Raw genomic sequence first — 17,146 nt, 5'->3', positions numbered from 1 at the left:
CAGGAAGTGCTGGGCTGTCATGCCTGCGCGTCCTGGTTTGTTGTTTGACCATGACCTTGTCCTAAATCCGGATCCCACTTTTCGGGATCATGGTCCGGCCCGGTTCAATCTCGGTGCTGCCGCCACCAGCGCCTTGCCAATGGCCGATTGCGGTGCGTCGATGACGGTTCGGGCATCGCCGTTCTCGGCAACTCGTCCAGCGTCGAGAAGGATGACGCGGTGGGCGACCGACCGGATGACGCCGAGATCATGTGAAATGAAGAGATAGGCGATCTTTTCCTGGCGTTGCAGGTCGAGCAAAAGCTCGAGGATCTCCCCGCGTACGGAGACGTCGAGCGCCGACACTGCCTCGTCGAGCACGATCAGGGACGGCCTTGTGGCGATGGCGCGGGCAATGGCGACGCGCTGGCGCTGGCCGCCGGAGATTTCATGGATGGCACGTGAGGGGAGATCCGCCGTGAGCCCGACGCGCTCCAGCAAGGCGGCGATGCGGCGCGGTCGCTCGGTGCGGGAGGCGATGCCATGGATGCGCAAGGGATCGTCGAGCACACGCGCCACGGTAGCGCGCGGGTTGAAGGCGGCCAACGGGTCCTGGAACACCATTTGCAGGCGTGCGCGGCGGGCACGCAAGGTGGCGCCGCGCAGGGCCAGGAAATCGTCGCCTTCGAATTCGATGCGCCCGTCGTCCGGCTCGATCAATCGCAGCACCAGCCGCGCGATCGTCGACTTGCCGCTGCCGGAAGGTCCTGCCAACGCCAGCGTTTCGCCTGGGTCGACGTGAAAGGAGACATCGTCGACGGCAGCGATGGTCTTGCCGCCCCGACGGTAGCGCTTGGTGAGGTTGGACACCGCCAGCAGGCTCATGCGTGGAGCCCGGCTCGGTCCAGCAATGGCCTGGTGTCGAGGCCGATATGGGCATCGAGCAATGCGCGTGTATAGGGCTGGGTCGGGGCGCCGACAATCTGCGCCGTCATGCCAAGCTCGACCAACTGGCCATGACGGAAAACGGCGATGCGCTCGGCAAGCTCGGCCGCCAGCGCGATGTCATGGCTGATGAACAGCAGCGTCATGCCGTCCTCGGTCACCAGGCGTCGGATCAAGGTGACGATCTCGGCCTGCACGATGGTATCGAGCGCGCTGGTCGCTTCGTCGGCGATCAGCACTTTCGGACCGGCCGCAATGGCTGCGGCGATCGCCACACGCTGCTTCTGGCCGCCGGAAAGCTGATGCGGGAAAGCGCGCAAGGCCGAGTCCGGGTCCGGCAGGCGGACGCGCTCGAGCAGGCTTTTGGCCCTGGCATAGGATTGGGACCAGGTGAGACCGAGATGCGTGCGCGCGACTTCGGCGATTTGCTTGCCGATGGTCATGACGGGATCGAGGCTGGCGAAGGGATCCTGGAAGATGAAGCCGATGTCGCGGCCGAGGCGGGGCACTCCATCACGAAGATGAAAAGGTTGGCGCTCTATGAGGCCCCCCTCTGTCCTGCCGGACATCTCCCCCTCAAGGGGGGAGATTGCACCCTTGTCTCCACTTTCGCCAATCGCCAGGGATGCAGAAAGAGAGCCTGCGAGGGAACTGCCAATCTCCCCCCTTGAGGGGGAGATGTCCGGCAGGACAGAGGGGGGCGTCCTGGCACCTCCCGATCGCAAAAACCAATCGATCCGCCCATCGATCCTGGTCCTCGCCGGCAACAACCCCGCAATCGCCAACGCCAGAGTGCTCTTGCCAGAACCGCTTTCGCCGATGATGGCGAGGCGTTCGCCAGCGACGATGTCGAGGTTGATACCTTTCAACGCCGCCATCTCGCTGCCATCGCGGCGGTAGGTGACCGTCAGGTCGCGGATCGCAGCCAGGGCGGTCACGACAGGCCTCTCCTGACCGCTGTCGTCTCGACGATACCTTCACCGGCGAGATAGACGCCGAGCACGGTCAGCACCAGTGCTATGCCCGGGACGATCGACAGGAAGGGCGCGGTGCGCAGGACGGCGCGGCCTTCTGATATCATGCCGCCCCAGGTGACCCGGTTGGGATCGCCCAGGCCGAGGAAGGACAACGCCGCCTCCGTGAGGATCGCGGCGGCGACGATCACCGATGACATCGCCAGCACCGGAGGCAAGGCATTGGGCAGCACCTCGCGAAAGGCGATCGCCAGCGGGTGCATGCCGATGACCCTGGCTCCGGCGACATAATCGCGTTCGCGAATGGACAGGACTTCCGCGCGGGCGACCCGAGCAGGTCCGGTCCAGGTGCCGAGCGCGATGGCAATCACGACGATTCCAAGCGACGGCCCGACGACGCTGACGAAGGCCAGTGCCAGCAGGAAGCTCGGCACGGTCTGGAAGGCGTCGGTGATGCGCATCAGCACCTCGTCGACGAGGCCGCCGGCAAAGCCGGCCAGCGTGCCGACCACGGCGCCGACGACAAGTGCGGCGGCGGCGGCCGCGAGCCCGACGGCCAGCGATGTGCGGGCGCCGTGGAAAAGCTCGGCCAGCACGTCGCGGCCAAGCCGGTCGGTGCCGAGCGGCAGCGACCAGTCCTGGAACGGCGGCAGCAGCGCTGGTCCGGCAATCGCTTGCGGATCGCCGGGAAACAACAGCGACGCCGACAGCGCCATGGCGATCAGCACCGCCAGGAGGATGGCACCGGCGACCGCCTCGGGCGTGCGCAGAAAGCGGCGAAGGGCACTCATGCGCCGGCCTCGCCGGCGCCGACGCGCGGATCGAGGAAGGCATAGGCGATGTCTACGGCAAGGTTGATGACGATGACCAGGACGGCGCTGGTGAGGATAATGCCGAGCAGAAGCGGCGTGTCGCGGGAGGCGACTGCCTCCTGCGCCAGCCGGCCGAGGCCGGGCACGGAAAACACGCTCTCGATGACGACGCTGCCGCCGAGCATCTGCGCCGACTGCAGGCCGAGCATGGTGACCAGCGGCAGCAGTGCATTGCGGGCGACGTGGGCGAGCACGATGCGGCGGCGTGACAATCCTTTGGCCCGCGCGGCCAGGACGAAATCCTGCCGCCAGACCTCGGCCATGCCGGCGCGCATCATGCGCAGATAGAGCGCCAGGTAGATGAAGCCGAGGGCGGAAACGGGCATGGCGAGATGGATGGCAATGTCGGCGGCGCGATCAAGGCCGGTCTTGTCGGAGGCCAGGGTTTCGACACCGCCGATCGGCAACCAGCGCAGGTCGACGGCAAAGACGACGATCAGCACCAAGCCGAGCCAGAAACCCGGCACGGCATAGAGCGCCAGCGAGCCGATCGACAGGAAGCGATCGCGGAAACTGCCTGGCCGCGCGCCGGCATAGATGCCGAGTGCCGAGCCAAGCCCGAAGGAGAGCGCGGTGGCGCTGACCATCAACAGCAGCGTGTTGGGCAGGCGTTCGAGGATCACATCGCGGATCGGTCGGGAGAATGTCACCGACTGGCCGAGATCGAGATGCAACAGCGCCCAGAGATAGTTGGCCAGCCGCGTCAGCTCGGACTGGTCGAGGCCCCAGCGATGACGCAACAGCTCGATCATGCCGGCGTCGCCGCCGGTCGAGACGATATAGGCATCGACCGCGTCGCCGGGGGCCGCTTCGAGCAGCAGGAAGGTGCCGACGACGACGATCAACAGCACGAAGATGCTGCCGACAAGGCGACGGCGGATGAGGGTGAGGGCGCGGGTCATGGGGATGGCATGACACTGTGCCGATCAAGAGAAGTGGGGTGTCTAGGCACCCCCCTCTGTCCTGCCGGACATCTCCCCCGCAAGGGGGGAGATTGGATGTGGCCTCTGCTTTCGCTAATCTCGGATACCGAATTCGCGCGACGGCGAAACTGCCGATCTCCCCCCTTGCGGGGGAGATGTCCGGCAGGACAGAGGGGGGTGTGAAGAAACTCGGCCTTAGGCCATGTCTCAGCACCGATTTCGCGGCGAACTTTCATCCGCGCAACTGTGTCACGATTCCAAATACGTGTCCGCCCAGTTCGATACCACCCAGCGCGGGTTGTTGGCGATGTTGCCGACGGTGTCGCGGGCGACGCTGATAAAACTCCATTCGGCGACGTTGATCAGCGGCAGGTCGGTGGCCACCTCCTTCTGGAACTCCTTGTAGAGGTCGGTGCGGGCGGTGGCGTCGAGCGTCTCCGATGCCTTGGCGATCAGCGCATCGAGTGCGTCGTTCTTGTAGCCGCCCTGGTTGGAGAACGGCACGCCGTCCGGAATGCCGCTCTGCACCAGGATGGTGGTCGAGATCGCCGGGTCGCCGCGGAACACCGGCGGGCCGACCGCGAGGTCGAAGGCGTGGTCGGTGTAGACCGCCTTGATGTGCGCGGCCGAGTCGTTGTTGACCAGTTGAGCGTCGATGCCGATGGCGGCGAGCGCCTGGCGCAGATAGTCGCCGAACTGCTTGGTCTCGTTGAAATAGGGAGCGGGCAGCAGTTTCAGCGAGAAGCGGTTGCCGTCGGCGCCTTTCTTGTAGCCGGCCTCGTCGAGCAGCGCGTTGGCCTTGGCGACGTCGAAGGCATAGGTCGGCACATCGGAGGTGTAGAATTGCGGATCGTTCTTCGGCACCGGGCCGGTGGCAGTCGCGGCATAGCCGAGGAACACCGTCTTGACGACGAAATCCTTGTCGATGGCATGCGCGATCGCCTGCCGCACCTTGACGTCGGCCAGTTCCTTGCGGCGATGGTTGATCTCGACGACGAGCTGATAGGTCAGCCCTTCGTAACCCTTGGAGATCACCTTCAGGCCCGGCACTTTCGAGATGCGGTCGAGATCGGCCAGCGGCACGGCGGAGAAGGCCGCCAGCTGGATCTCTTCAGCCTCCAGCGCGCTCGCCGCTGACGTGCGATCCGGCAGCACCTGATAGATGATCTCGTCGAGATAGGGCTCGTCCTTGCCCCAGTAATCCGTGTTCTTGATCAACCGGTAATACTGGCCGGCCTTGTACTCGCCGAATTTGAACGGTCCGGTGCCGATGGGCGCGTTGTTGGCCGGGTTGTCCTCGATCTTGCCAACCTCGTAGATGTGCTTCGGCACCACGCTGCTCAGCGCCGGCAGCGCGTTGCGGATCAACTGGAACGGCGTCGGCTTGGAAAATTTGAATATGGCGGTGAGATCGTCCGGGGTGTCGACGCTGGCCAGATTCTTGAACACGGTGCGGCCGAGATTCTGCAGCGGCTTCCAGATCTGCAGCGCCGAAAAGGCGACGTCGGCCGAGGTGAACGGTTTGCCGTCATGCCATTTGACGCCGTCGCGCAGTTTGAACGTCACCGAGAGCCCGTCGGCGGCACCCTCCCAGCTCAGCGCCAGCCGTGGAGCGAGACCGTCCTTGCCGTCGAAAGAGGCTTCGGCCAGTGTTTCGACGATCTTGCTGGAGATGAAGAACACGCCATTGGAGGCCACGATCGCCGGGTTGAGGTTGCGTGGTTCGGAATCGGCGGCAAGCACCAGCCGGCCGCCCTTCTTCGGCGTCTGCGCCCAGCCCGGTGCCGGCATGGCGGTGGAGGCCAGCAGCATCGCCGAGCCGGCAAGCATCGTGCGTCTGGAAATCGTGAAACCTGACATGGTCAACTCCGTCCTCTCCGCGACCCGGTCGGGTGCGCCAATACCCCTCGGACGCCGGCAAGCCCGCCGGCATCCTTGCGGCGGCGATTATGAGCCTTGCCGAGGGTTTCGCCAGAGACGGAATTGGCGCATCCTCGCTTGGCTTTGAAATTTTCGTCCGCTGGACCAGTTTGGAGGAAGCGGGTCAATGAGATCAATCTGGTCGGACCAGATTGGCTTGATGTGCGACGAATGGCGATATGGTGCCATCGAACGGTACTGTTTGCCCTATTTCTGGCTGGACCAGAACGGGCAAAATGGTGCAGATTTGAGCCATAGTCAGGGGATCGCGAGCAGAACAGCCGGCGATCCCGGGCAATTCAGGGAGAGAGAGATGAACATTGCTCCGGGCAAGAATGCGGTCGGCAATATCCCGTTCGACCAGGCAAGGGTCGACCGGCTGATGGAGGAGGCCGGCATCGACCTGCTGCTCGCCACCTCCAAGCACAACACGCAGTATCTGCTGGGCGGCTACAAATTCATCTTCTTTGCCGCCATGGATGCGATCGGCCACAGCCGTTATTTGCCGATCGTCGTGTACGAAAAGGGCGGGCCGGACCATGCCGCCTATATCGGCAACCGCATGGAGGGTGGCGAGCATCAGAACAACCCGTTCTGGACGCCGACGCTGCACGCCGCCTGCTGGGGCACGCTCGATGCCGCCAACCTCGCCGTCGAGCACCTGCAGAAGATTGGCAAGGCCGGCGCCCGCATCGGCATCGAGCCCGGCTTCCTGCCGTCGGATGCCTATACGCTGATCCGCAAGGCATTGCCGGATGCCAGGCTGGTCGACGCGACCGACATGCTGGAGCGCATGCGCGCCATCAAGACCGACGCGGAGCTGGAGAAGCTGCGCACCGCCTCCGAACTGATCACGGATTCCATGCTGGCGACCATTGCCTGGGCGCGCGAAGGCACGACCAAGAGCGAGATCATCGAACAGCTGCGGCGCGAGGAAACCAATCGCGGCATCCATTTCGAATATTGCCTGCTGACGCTGGGCTCCAGCCACAACCGCGCCGCCTCGCCGCAGGCTTGGAAGAAGGGTGAGGTGCTGTCGATCGATTCCGGCGGCAACTATCACGGCTATATCGGCGACCTCTGCCGCATGGGGGTTCTGGGCGAACCGGATGCCGAGCTTGAGGATTTGCTGGCCGAGGTCGAGACAGTGCAGCAGGCGGCCTTCTCAAAGGTCAGAGCGGGCACGCTGGGCGGCGACATGATTTCGCATGCCGAGGGCGTGCTGAAGGCCTCGAAGGTCGCGGCCTACACGGATTTTTTCGCCCACGGCATGGGGCTGATCACGCATGAAGCGCCGTTCCTGATGACCAACCACCCGGTGACCTATGAAGGCACCTATGCGGCAAAGCCACTGGAGAAGAACATGGTGCTGTCGGTGGAGACAACCATGCTCCACCCGACGCGCGGCTTCATCAAGCTGGAGGACACGCTGGCGGTCACCGACACCGGCTATGTGATGTTCGGCGACCGTGGCAGGGGCTGGAACAGAGGCGCGAGCGCCTAGCTGGTATTAAGGCCGCTGCCCCCTCACCCGGATTGCCATCCGAATTGCGAAGAGCAATTCGGGGCCATCCGACCTCTCCCCGAGGGGAGAGGAGGGAGCCGCTCGTCTCTTCTCCCCTCGGCGAGAAGGTCGCCGCGAAGCGGCCGGATGAGGGAGGCTCGCCAGCAAACGCGGGAACCGAGGCAAGATCATTGCCCCGGCGGAATCAGCCTGAAATCCGGTAACTCGCGCAAAACCAGTTCAGGCCCGGCCGGCGAATAGACCACGAACAGCTGCATCGGCCCGTCGCCGGTGTTGAGCGTCGAATGGAAGCGGCTTTCCGGCACATAGATGGTGCAGCCGGGGCCGACTTTTGCGACCACCGGATTGCCCTTTTCGTCCTCGACCATCTGCTCGCCATGACCGGAGATGACGAAGATGATTTCTTCCGCGCCCGGATGGTTGTGGCGCGTGTGGCCCTTGCCGGAAGGCAGGTCGACGACGCCGCCGGAAAAGCGGGTCGCGCCATTCACTTCGGGCGCCACCGTCAGCGCCAATTTTCCCCAGTCGAAGCCGAAGGCGCTGACGTCCTTCGGGTAGACAAACATTTTGCTCCTGTCGGTCATCTCTCATTATCCCTTCTTTTTCTTCGTGGCCGTTCCGCCGTTCTGTCTTTTTGTGGGAGCATCGGATTCTCCCAAAACCGGTTTCCACTTTTGGGTCCGATGCTCCAGCGTCACCGCCTTGAAATCGGCCGTCTGTCTGGCGATCGCGGCTTCCGCCGGCAGCCGTTCCATCGAGCTTGCGCCATAGAAGCCGTGCAGGCCCTTGGCACGGGAAAGAATGTAGCGGGCGTCGTCGGGCATCGAAATCGGGCCGCCATGGCAAAGCAGGATGACATCCCTGCGCACCGAGCGCGCCGCGTTGGCGATGGCGTCGATCTCGACGACGCAGTCGTCGAGCGACTTGGCTGACGTGGCGCCGATCGAGCCGCCTGTCGTCACGCCCATATGGGCGACGACGATGTCGGCGCCGGCTTTCGTCATGGCGCGGGCCTCATCCGGGTTGAAGACATAGGGCGTGGTCAAGAGATCGAGCTTGTGTGCCTCGGCGATCATGTCGACCTCGAGGCCGAAACCCATGCCGGTCTCTTCGAAACTCTGCCGCATCTGGCCGTCGAACAGGCCGATGGTGGGAAAGTTCTGCACGCCGGAAAAGCCCATCGTCTTCAGCTCGGCCAGAAGCAGCGGCATGATGACGAACGGGTCGGTGCCGTTGACGCCGGCCAGCACAGGCGTGTGTCTGACCACCGGCAGCACCTCGTAGGCCATTTCCTTGACGATCTCGTTGGCATTGCCATAGGCGAGCAGGCCGGCGGCCGAGCCGCGCCCGGCCATGCGGTAGCGGCCGGAATTGTAGATGATGATGAGGTCGATGCCGCCGGCTTCCTCGGCCTTGGCCGACAGGCCGGTGCCGGCGCCGCCGCCGACGATCGGCACGCCCTTGTCGACCATTCCCCTGAATTTCTTCAATATGTCCTTGCGCGGTATGGCGGGCATTTTTTGAGATCTCTCACTGTCTGGCGATGTCGAGGAAGGCTGATATTGCAGCCTTTGCGAATTCCGGGTCATTGATATGCAGCGGCAGGCGCGTCACGCGGCGCTTGCCGTTGGGCTTGATGGTGCGCTCGATGGCTTCGAACAGAACGGCGTCGGCTTCCGGGTCGAAGAAGGCGCCGCCTTCGATGTCGAGCGCCGAGACACCTTTTTCCGGGATGAGAAAATGCACCGGCCCCCCGCAGCGGGCGAGCCTGGCGCCGATCCACTCGCCGATCGCACGGCATTCGTCCGCCGTGGTGCGCATCAGCGTGACATTGGGATTGTGTTCGTAGAACAGCCGATCGCGATAGTGCTCCGGAATGGCCGAAGGCGCCCAGAAGTTCACCATGTCGAGCGCGCCGGCGGAGCCGACATAGGGCAGCCCCGTGCGAGCGACGGCGCCGAAACGATCGTCAGTCGCCGGCAGCACACCGCCGAACAGAAGGTCGCAGACTTCGGTCGTGGTGATGTCGACGACGCCGGACAGCAAGCCGCTGTCGGCCAGCTTTTCCATGCTGCGGCCGCCAGTGCCCGTGGCATGGAAGACCATGCAGTCATAGGTCGAACGGAGCTGGTCGGCGATGGCGGTCACGCAAGGCGTGGTGACGCCGAACATGGTGAGGCCGATCGACGGCCGGCCGTCTGGCGGCGGCGCCGGTCTGGCCGCCATGCCTGATATGGCTTGAGCCGCATTGTGCAGCACGACACGGGAGAGCCGGTTCAGTCCGGCCATGTCGGTCACCGCCGGCATCATGATGATGTCGGAGACATCGACGTAGGGTGCGGTATCGCCGGAGGCGAGCGTCGAGACCATGATCTTGGGCAGGCCGAGCGGCAGGGCGCGCATGCCCGACGTGACGATCGATGTGCCGCCACCGCCACCGATGCCGATCATGGCTGCGATGTCGTTGCGCGATTGGGCAAAGCGGGCGAAGGCGATGCCCATCGCTGCGACCGCGGCGCCACGATCATTGCCGCCGAGCACGGCGTCCCGGCCGCCGGGATGATGGTCGGCGATTTCCCCCGCGCTGATATCGACGGGGATGGTTGCGTCGCGCGTTCCGACATCGACACGACAAACGATGGCGCCCGCAGCAGTGATCGCGTCGGCCAGGAAGGCGAGTTCCTCGCCCTTGGTGTCCGCGGTACCCACCACATAGATACGCTTCATTGCGCTCCCCAATCCTGCCAGGCGCGATGCCGCCCCCATCGCTCATTGCCCGGGCCACTCGACGATGCGGACACCATTGCAAATTTTTGAGACGCGCGTATCGTATTGATATGGATGTCTCACGTCAACAATCCGCTGCGAGTGACGACGCTGAACGGGCAATCGGCCCAGTGCCCGAGCGTGGGCCGCGCGCGCGGACCAAACGGCTGATGCTGGAGACGGCAACAAGGCTGATGCAGGCGGGCGTCACGCCCTCGGTCAGCGAGGTCGCCGAGGCGGCACAGGTTTCCCGTGCCACCGCCTATCGCTATTTCCCGAGCCAGGCCGCATTGGTGCAGGCCGTCGTCGACGAGGGGTTGGGGCCGATCCTCACCTGGCAATCGACCTCCACTGACGCCGAGCGCCGGGTCGCCGAGCTGTTCGATACGGCCATGCCGCGCATCGAGGCCTTCGAAGCCACGTTCAAGGCAGCCCTGAAGCTGTCGCTCGATCAATGGGCGCGGCGTCAGGCCGGCACGCTGGGCGGTGAGCCGGCCTTTACGCGCGGCCATCGCATCGACCTGCTGAAAGATGCGATCGCGCCGCTCAAGGGCCGTTTGCCGCCGCGCGACTTCAAGCGGCTGGCGCAGGCGCTGTCGCTTATCTTCGGCGTCGAGGTGCTGATCGTGCTCAAGGATATCTGGGGGCTGGACAGCCGCCGGACGATGTCAGTCGCACAGTGGGCGGCCGGGGCGCTGGTGCGTGCGGCGGTCGCGGAATCGGTCGATGAAGGAGGCAGCCTCGATCCGAGGGAAGTCATGGAATAGGGCCTAACTGGTTCGACCAGATTAGCATGCACACCACCGATCTTAGCCGGTGAGTGGGGTGTCGGACAATACCCAATCATATCACTGAGTAGGAAAATCTTGCTAAAACAGGCAGATAAAGCGGGAAACCCATAGCAATGGCCAAGTCAAGCTGCCAAGAAAGGGCTTGACGTGCATGCAAAATTGGTAATACCAGATTGGATCAGAAAAGCGGATCGAAAGTGAGGGCTGCGATCCATTTTCCGGCGGGGCGAGGAGGCTCGAAACCGGAAAGGTGCGATCACGGGAGGAACTACCAGGGCCGGTCACGTCGCCGGCTCGCACGATAAGGTAGAATGCGCACAAGGGAGGAAATCATTATGCGCAAGTTAGTGACCAGCGTACTTGCTGGTATCGGCTTAACGCTTGCCTGCGGAACGTCCGTTTACGCGCAGGAAAAGTCACTCACCATCTTCTGGGCTGAATGGGATCCCGCAAACTATCTGCAGGAACTCGGCAACGAGTACGAGAAGCAAACCGGCGTCAAGATCACGGTGGAAACCACCCCGTGGGCCGATTTCCAGACCAAGGCCTTCACCGAGTTCAACGCCAAGGGCAGCGCCTATGACCTGGTCGTCGGCGACTCGCAATGGCTTGGTGCCGCCTCCGAGGGCGGTCACTATGTCGATCTCACCGACTTCGTCAAAGAGAACCAGGTTCTCGACAAGATGGCTCCGGCGACGGTTAAGTTCTACTCCGAATATCCCGGCAACAGCGGCAAATACTGGTCGATCCCGGCCGAGGGCGACGCCGTGGGCTGGGCCTACCGCAAGGACTGGTTCGAGGACCCGAAGGAAATGGAAGCGTTCAAGGCCAAGTATGGCTACGAACTTGCCGTTCCCAAGACCTTCAAGGAAATGACCGACATCGCGGAGTTCTTCAACAGGCCCGACCAGAACCGCTACGGCATCGCCATCTACACCCAGAACCAGTATGACGGCCTGGCGATGGGCTTCGAGAACGCGCTGTTCTCGTATGGCGGTGAGCTCGGCGACTTCGGCACCTACAAGGTCGACGGCATCATCAACTCGGACAAGGCGGTAGCCGCGGCAGAAAACTACCGCAAGCTGTTCGGCTTCACGCCTCCGGGCTGGACCAACGCCTTTTTCGTCGAGAACAACCAGGCCATCACCGAAGGCCTGGCGGCCATGAGCATGAACTACTTCGCCTTCTTCCCCTCGTTGATCAACGAGGCGTCGAACCCGCATGCCAAGAACACCGGCTTCTTCGCCAACCCGGCAGGTCCAGGTGGTGAGCAGTTCGCCGCGCTCGGCGGTCAGGGCATTTCCGTCGTCTCCTATTCCAACAACAAGGAAGAGGCGATGAAATTCCTGAAGTGGTTCATCCAGGACGATACGCAGAAGAAGTGGGCAGCCCTCGGCGGCTACACCTGCAACAAGGCCGTGCTGGAATCGGCCGAGTTCCAGAACGCCACGCCCTACAACAAAGCCTTCTACGACACGATGTTTAAGGTCAAGGACTTCTGGGCGGTGCCGGAATATGCGGAACTGCTGCAGCAGCTCAACCAGCGTGTCTATCCGTACATCGTAAACGGCGATGGTACGGCCAAGGAAATGCTGGATGCGCTGGCGAAGGATTGGGACGCCACGTTCAAGAAATACGGCCGCGGCCAATAACCGACATGTAGTGCGGAGGAGGCACGTGCCTCCTCCGTTTTCTTTTTCAGGAATGGGAGCAGGTCTTGGCGACCACAATGATCACACCGCTGAATACCTCCTCCAGAGCCGCCTCGCGCGGCCTCAGCGATATTTCGATACGTAACCTCTTCATCATCCCGACGATCGTGTTCCTGATCGTCTTCAACATCTTTCCGCTGATCTATTCGCTCGGCTATTCCTTCACCGACTTCCGCGCATCGACCAATGCGCCGGCCAATTTCGTCGGACTGAAGAACTATCGCGAGCTCCTCAGCGACCCTTATATCTGGAACAATTTCGCGGTGACCGCGAAATACGTCATCGTCTCGGTCGTCGGTCAGGTTGTCGTCGGCTTTGGAACGGCGATGCTGCTCAATCGTACCATTCCGCTCAAGGGCCTGATCACGACGTTGCTGCTCTTGCCGATGATGCTCTCGATGGCGGTGGTCGGCCTGTTCTGGAAACTGCTCTACGATCCGTCCTGGGGGGTCATCAACTACGTGCTCGACCTCGGCAAATTCCAATGGCTCGGCGATCCGAAGATGGCGCTCTACGCGGTCGCGTTCACAGACATCTGGATGTGGTCGCCCTTCGTCATGCTGTTGTCGCTCGCCGGGCTTTCGGCGGTGCCGAAGCATCTTTATGAAGCTGCCGCGATCGACCGCGCCGGGCCGTTCTATACCTTCTTCCGCATCACGCTGCCGCTGGTCGCGCCGATCCTGATGATCGCGGTCATCTTCCGCACCATGGAAGCCTTCAAGACTTTCGATCTTGCCTATGTGCTGTCGACCCAGCCGAGCACCGAGGTGATTTCCATCCGTCTCTACAAGATGGCTTTCCAGGAATGGCAGACAGGGCGCTCCTGCGCGCTTGCCTATATCGTGCTGATCATGGTGCTGGCGATCACCAACATTTATGTGAAATACCTCAACAAAGTTAAGGAGCGCTGAGATGGCGGCCGTCCAGACTTCGGGTGAACGGGCGCTCAACAAGGTCGCTATTGTCGCCGTCCTTTTGGTGACGATCATCTTCCTGGCGCCGATCTACTGGATCGTGGCAACCTCGTTCAAGCCACGCAACCTAGCCACGACGATCCCGCCGACCGTGATGTTCGAGCCGACCATCTCGCCTTTCGTCAAACTTTTCACAAAGCGCTCACAGTTGCGCAGCCCGCCGTCGGCCGAAGAGTATGCGGCCGCCCCGTGGTGGGAGCGCGTCGTGTTCGACGGCGGCGAGAAGATCGTGCGCGACGGCAAGGGCCAGGTGCAATGGTCGGGATATCCGAGCCGTTTCCTGAACTCGCTCATCATCGCCATCACCTCGACGGTGTTGGCGGTCGGCATGGGGACATTCACCGCCTATGGCTTCTCGCGCTTCAAGGTGAAAGGGGAGGCGGACCTGCTCTTCTTCATCCTGTCGACGCGCATGTTGCCGGCGGTGGTGGTCGCCATTCCGATGTTCCTGATGTACCGGGCAGTCGGGCTCAACGACACGCATCTGGGCCTGATCATTCTCTACACCGCCTTCAACCTGTCCTTCTCCGTGTGGCTGATGAAGGGTTTCATGGACGAGATCCCGAAGGAGTATGAGGAGGCAGCGCTTGTCGACGGCTACACGCGCATGGAGGCGTTCTTCAAGATCGTGCTGCCGGAGGCCGCCACCGGCATCGCCGCCACCGCCGTGTTCTGTTTCATCACCGCGTGGAACGAATACGCCTTTGCGCTGATCATGACCAACCGCCGCGCCCAGACCGCGCCTCCCTTCATCCCGAGCCAGGTCGGTTCGGGCCTGCCGGACTGGACGGTGATCGCCTCCGGAACCTTCCTGTTCCTGCTGCCGGTCGCAATCTTCACCTTCCTGCTTCGCAACCATCTGTTGCGCGGTATGTCCTTCGGAGCGATCCGCAAATGAGTTTTCGCGCCATCAACCAGAAATACCTTGAGCCCGGATCGCAGATCCTGATGGTGCTCGGCATCATCGCGCTCTGCCAGCCGTGGAGCATGCTGCTGCACAGCTATGGCCTGACCATCATCCTGATCGGACTCGTCGGCTTCAACGTAACCTCCAAGATCGCGCCCGAGGAAAAGGCCGGCACCGGCCAGGTGCGCAATCCGGGAGCACAGCATTGACCCAGATCGAGCTTCGCGGCGTCCAGAAATTCTTCGGCGCCGTCCAGGTCATCAAGGACCTTAACCTCAAGATCGCCGACAACGAGTTCATCGTGCTGCTCGGCCAGTCGGGCTGCGGCAAGACGACAACGCTGCGCGCCATCGCCGGGCTGGAAACCATCGACGAGGGCGACATCTTCATCGACGGCAAGCCGGTACAGCATTTGAAGGCCGCCGACCGCGACATCGCCATGGTGTTCCAGTCGTTCTCGCTCTATCCGCATATGAGCGTCTATGAGAACATCGCCTTCCCCTTGCGTGCCACGCGCAAGAGCAGGACGGAGATCGACAGCGAGGTTCGCTCCGTCGCCAAGACGCTGCAGATCACCGACCTGCTGGACAAGAAGCCGTCGGCGCTCTCGGGTGGCGACATGCAGCGCGTCGCCATCGGCCGGGCGCTGGTGCGGCGGCCGAAGGCCATGCTGATGGACGAGCCGATCGGCGCGCTCGACGCCAAGCTGCGCGAGGAGATGCGCGCGGAAATCAAGCGGCTGCACATCAAGCAGGGCTCGACCACCATCTATGTCACGCACGACCAGATCGAGGCCATGAGCCTGGCCGACCGCATCGTCATCATGCACGCAGGCGTCTTGCAGCAGGTCGGCACGCCGGACGAGGTCTATTCGCAGCCGGCAAATCTGTTCGTGGCGCAATTCGTCGGCAGCCCGGTGATGAATGTCACCGATGCCGCGGTCGCCGAGACCGGATCTGCGGTCTCGGTAACGGTCGGCGGCGCGGCATCCGGTTTCGAATTTCCGCAGGCATTGCTGTCGAAGCTCAATGGCCATGCCGGGCGGCAGCTCGCGCTCGGCATCCGCCCGGAGGGCGTGCTCATTCGGCGTGAGGCGACCGAGGGCTTCGTGCCTGTCGACACGCATATCGTCGAGCCGCTCGGCTCCTTCGACATCGTCGATCTCAAGGTCGGAACCGAGTTGCTGCGGGCCCGCACCAAGAGCGGCTTCGTTGCCGGACCCGGTGAAAGGGTCTTCGCCAGGATCGACCCGACCCAGGCGCATTTCTTCGACAAGGCAAGCGGCAAGTCGCTTGAGGTGAGACTCTGATGGCCCATATCCAGCTCAAGAACATCTCGAAGACCTTTGGCAACCACACTGCGCTCACCGGGCTCGATCTCGATATTGCCGATGGCGAGTTCTTCGTGCTGCTGGGCGAGACGGGCGCCGGCAAGACGACGACGCTGCGGCTCGTCGCCGGCCTGGAAAAGCCGAGCGAAGGCCAAGTCTTCATCGACGGCGTCGACGTCGCCAACTGGGGTGCGGCCGAGCGTGACGTGGCGCTGGTGCTGCAGCAATACTCGCTCTATCCGCGCTACACCGTGCGCGAAAATCTCGAATTCCCGCTGAAGCCGAAAATTCGCCGGCTGCCCGACGCCGAGATCAAGGATCGGGTCGACCGTGCCGCCCGTACGCTGCGGATCGAGCATCTGCTCGACCGAAAGACGGATCGGCTGTCCGGCGGCGAGATGCAGCGCGTCTCGATCGGCCGCGCCATCGTGCGCAAGCCGCGTGTGTTCCTGATGGACGAGCCGCTGTCTGCGCTCGACGCCAAGCTGCGCGAGGCGCTGCGGACTGAACTGAAGAACCTGCAGATGCAGCTCGGCGCCACCTTCCTGTTCGTCACCCACGACCAGATCGAGGCGATGTCGATGGGCGACAAGGTCGGCGTGCTCAACCATGGCCGCATCGTCCAGACCGGCACGCCGCACGAGATCTACAACAATCCGCGCGACACCTATGTGGCGAGCTTCGTCGGCTCGCCGCCGATGAACCTCATCGACGGTAAGCTTGTGAATGGCCGCGCGGTGATGGCTCCATTGAACTTCGAACTGCCTTTTTCGGGGGGTGCCAAGACTTTTGAGGGGCTAAAGGCGGGTGCGGCGACCGACGGTCGCCCGCTCGTCTTCGGCATTCGTCCCGAGGATGTTTATCTCGAGAGCGGCGCGCCGGTCGAGGCGCGTGTCCACGACGTCGAGAACCACGGCGTCGAAAAGATCCTGACACTGCGCGTCGGCGACGCGACACTGCGTGCCACCGTGCCGGCCAGAACCGACGTCGCCATCGAGCAGGCGGTGCGCTTTGCCTGGAACCCCGACAAGGTGGTGCTGTTCGACAAGGGCAGCGGCGTCAGCTTGCGACACGCCTCATAGGCTGTATCCCAGCCTATTCTGGAAGTAGGTTTCGTAGGGCGTGTCGTTGATCAGCAGGATCACGCATTCCGTGTCGGAGACGCAGGCGTCGTCATGCATCTCATTGGCTTTCTGGGTCCAGTAGGATCCAGGAGGCAGTTCGACCCTGGTCGCCTCGCCGCCATCCATCTGCCAGTGCGCCCACAGCCCCTTTATGACCACCGCGCGATAATCCGCGGTGTGCGCATGGACCGGTGCGCGCCAGTTGCCGGGGACCTTCAGCAACGTGCCTGCCGGACCCTTGGCCCGCTCGCCCCATAACGGGCCAAGGCGATGCGGCTGGTCGGGCACTTCCGCGACATAGGGGATCTTGTCGGCCGGCAGGTAGCTGTCCTCGAGGGCAAAGGCACGCCCGGGAACTGCAAGCATGACGGCGAGTGCGATGACCTTCGGATGATTTGGCATGG

16 protein-coding genes and 1 pseudogene are annotated in these 17,146 nt (G+C 63.0%); 8 read left to right on the top strand and 9 right to left on the bottom strand.

The features are described from left to right. Nucleotides 1-87: 87 nt before the first annotated feature. The 5 genes from LB558_RS27320 to LB558_RS27300 form a co-directional block, all read right to left on the bottom strand. Nucleotides 88-864, bottom strand: coding sequence for an ATP-binding cassette domain-containing protein (locus LB558_RS27320; protein ID WP_224700384.1), 777 nt, complete (start codon nucleotides 862-864; stop codon nucleotides 88-90). Then, complete coding sequence (locus LB558_RS27315) at nucleotides 861-1,862, bottom strand: ABC transporter ATP-binding protein (protein ID WP_224700383.1); 1,002 nt, start codon at nucleotides 1,860-1,862, stop codon at nucleotides 861-863. Before LB558_RS27315 ends, LB558_RS27320 begins: the two co-directional genes overlap by 4 nt. Further along, nucleotides 1,859-2,689 (bottom strand): ABC transporter permease, encoded by an 831-nt coding sequence (locus tag LB558_RS27310; RefSeq protein WP_224700382.1) that lies wholly within the window; start codon nucleotides 2,687-2,689, stop codon nucleotides 1,859-1,861. Before LB558_RS27310 ends, LB558_RS27315 begins: the two co-directional genes overlap by 4 nt. Continuing rightward, a complete protein-coding gene (locus LB558_RS27305) occupies nucleotides 2,686-3,672 on the bottom strand; it encodes an ABC transporter permease (protein ID WP_224700381.1) in 987 nt (328 codons plus the stop codon). Before LB558_RS27305 ends, LB558_RS27310 begins: the two co-directional genes overlap by 4 nt. A gap of 270 nt (nucleotides 3,673-3,942) precedes the next feature. Next, on the bottom strand, nucleotides 3,943-5,553 hold the full coding sequence (locus tag LB558_RS27300; RefSeq protein WP_224700380.1) for an ABC transporter substrate-binding protein: 1,611 nt from the start codon (nucleotides 5,551-5,553) through the stop codon (nucleotides 3,943-3,945). A 373-nt stretch (nucleotides 5,554-5,926) separates the two neighbouring features. On the opposite strand from LB558_RS27300, the gene LB558_RS27295 reads away from it, so the two are divergent. Then, nucleotides 5,927-7,117 carry a M24 family metallopeptidase gene (locus LB558_RS27295; protein ID WP_224700379.1) on the top strand — a complete coding sequence of 397 codons (1,191 nt, stop codon included), beginning with the start codon at nucleotides 5,927-5,929 and terminating at the stop codon, nucleotides 7,115-7,117. A 188-nt stretch (nucleotides 7,118-7,305) separates the two neighbouring features. On the opposite strand, the gene LB558_RS27290 is transcribed toward LB558_RS27295, so the two are convergent. From LB558_RS27290 to LB558_RS27280, 3 genes and pseudogenes are all read right to left on the bottom strand, one after another. Then, a complete protein-coding gene (locus LB558_RS27290; RefSeq protein ID WP_224700378.1) occupies nucleotides 7,306-7,722 on the bottom strand; it encodes a cupin domain-containing protein in 417 nt (138 codons plus the stop codon). Between the two features lie 105 nt (nucleotides 7,723-7,827). After that, nucleotides 7,828-8,655, bottom strand: a pseudogene (locus LB558_RS27285) (phosphoenolpyruvate hydrolase family protein); the annotation flags it as partial. 13 nt (nucleotides 8,656-8,668) lie between these two features. Next, the gene (locus LB558_RS27280) at nucleotides 8,669-9,865 is read right to left on the bottom strand and encodes a Tm-1-like ATP-binding domain-containing protein (RefSeq protein ID WP_224700376.1); all 1,197 of its coding nucleotides are present in this window, start codon (nucleotides 9,863-9,865) and stop codon (nucleotides 8,669-8,671) included. 110 nt (nucleotides 9,866-9,975) lie between these two features. Here LB558_RS27280 and LB558_RS27275 point away from each other — a divergent pair, with 110 nt between their 5' ends. The 7 genes from LB558_RS27275 to LB558_RS27245 all read left to right on the top strand — a co-directional run bounded on the left by LB558_RS27275 (nucleotide 9,976) and on the right by LB558_RS27245 (nucleotide 16,700). Further along, entirely contained in the window at nucleotides 9,976-10,671 is a 696-nt protein-coding gene (locus tag LB558_RS27275; RefSeq protein ID WP_224700375.1) for a TetR/AcrR family transcriptional regulator, read from the top strand. A gap of 359 nt (nucleotides 10,672-11,030) precedes the next feature. Continuing rightward, nucleotides 11,031-12,347, top strand: a complete 1,317-nt coding sequence (locus LB558_RS27270; RefSeq protein WP_127293507.1) for an ABC transporter substrate-binding protein — start codon at nucleotides 11,031-11,033, stop codon at nucleotides 12,345-12,347. Nucleotides 12,348-12,412: 65 nt separating this feature from the next. Next, the gene (locus LB558_RS27265; RefSeq protein WP_013529495.1) at nucleotides 12,413-13,318 is read left to right on the top strand and encodes a carbohydrate ABC transporter permease; all 906 of its coding nucleotides are present in this window, start codon (nucleotides 12,413-12,415) and stop codon (nucleotides 13,316-13,318) included. A gap of 1 nt (nucleotide 13,319) precedes the next feature. Continuing rightward, the gene (locus LB558_RS27260; protein ID WP_013529496.1) at nucleotides 13,320-14,279 is read left to right on the top strand and encodes a carbohydrate ABC transporter permease; all 960 of its coding nucleotides are present in this window, start codon (nucleotides 13,320-13,322) and stop codon (nucleotides 14,277-14,279) included. Beyond that, on the top strand, nucleotides 14,276-14,497 hold the full coding sequence (locus tag LB558_RS27255) for a hypothetical protein (protein ID WP_027037796.1): 222 nt from the start codon (nucleotides 14,276-14,278) through the stop codon (nucleotides 14,495-14,497). Before LB558_RS27260 ends, LB558_RS27255 begins: the two co-directional genes overlap by 4 nt. After that, a complete protein-coding gene (locus LB558_RS27250) occupies nucleotides 14,494-15,597 on the top strand; it encodes an ABC transporter ATP-binding protein (RefSeq protein WP_224700374.1) in 1,104 nt (367 codons plus the stop codon). The genes LB558_RS27255 and LB558_RS27250 overlap by 4 nt, the downstream gene beginning before the upstream one ends. After that, entirely contained in the window at nucleotides 15,597-16,700 is a 1,104-nt protein-coding gene (locus LB558_RS27245) for an ABC transporter ATP-binding protein (protein ID WP_224700373.1), read from the top strand. Before LB558_RS27250 ends, LB558_RS27245 begins: the two co-directional genes overlap by 1 nt. Here LB558_RS27245 and LB558_RS27240 read toward each other — a convergent pair. Continuing rightward, nucleotides 16,695-17,144: a DUF4437 domain-containing protein gene (locus tag LB558_RS27240; protein ID WP_224700372.1), complete on the bottom strand. Its 450-nt coding sequence runs from the start codon at nucleotides 17,142-17,144 to the stop codon at nucleotides 16,695-16,697. The genes LB558_RS27245 and LB558_RS27240 overlap by 6 nt on opposite strands. Between the last annotated feature and the right edge of the window lie 2 nt (nucleotides 17,145-17,146).

Origin of the sequence: Mesorhizobium sp. CO1-1-8 (genome assembly GCF_020164875.1) — a bacterium.
GTDB lineage: Bacteria > Pseudomonadota > Alphaproteobacteria > Rhizobiales > Rhizobiaceae > Mesorhizobium.
This window is presented reverse-complemented; position numbering and strand designations above follow the sequence as displayed.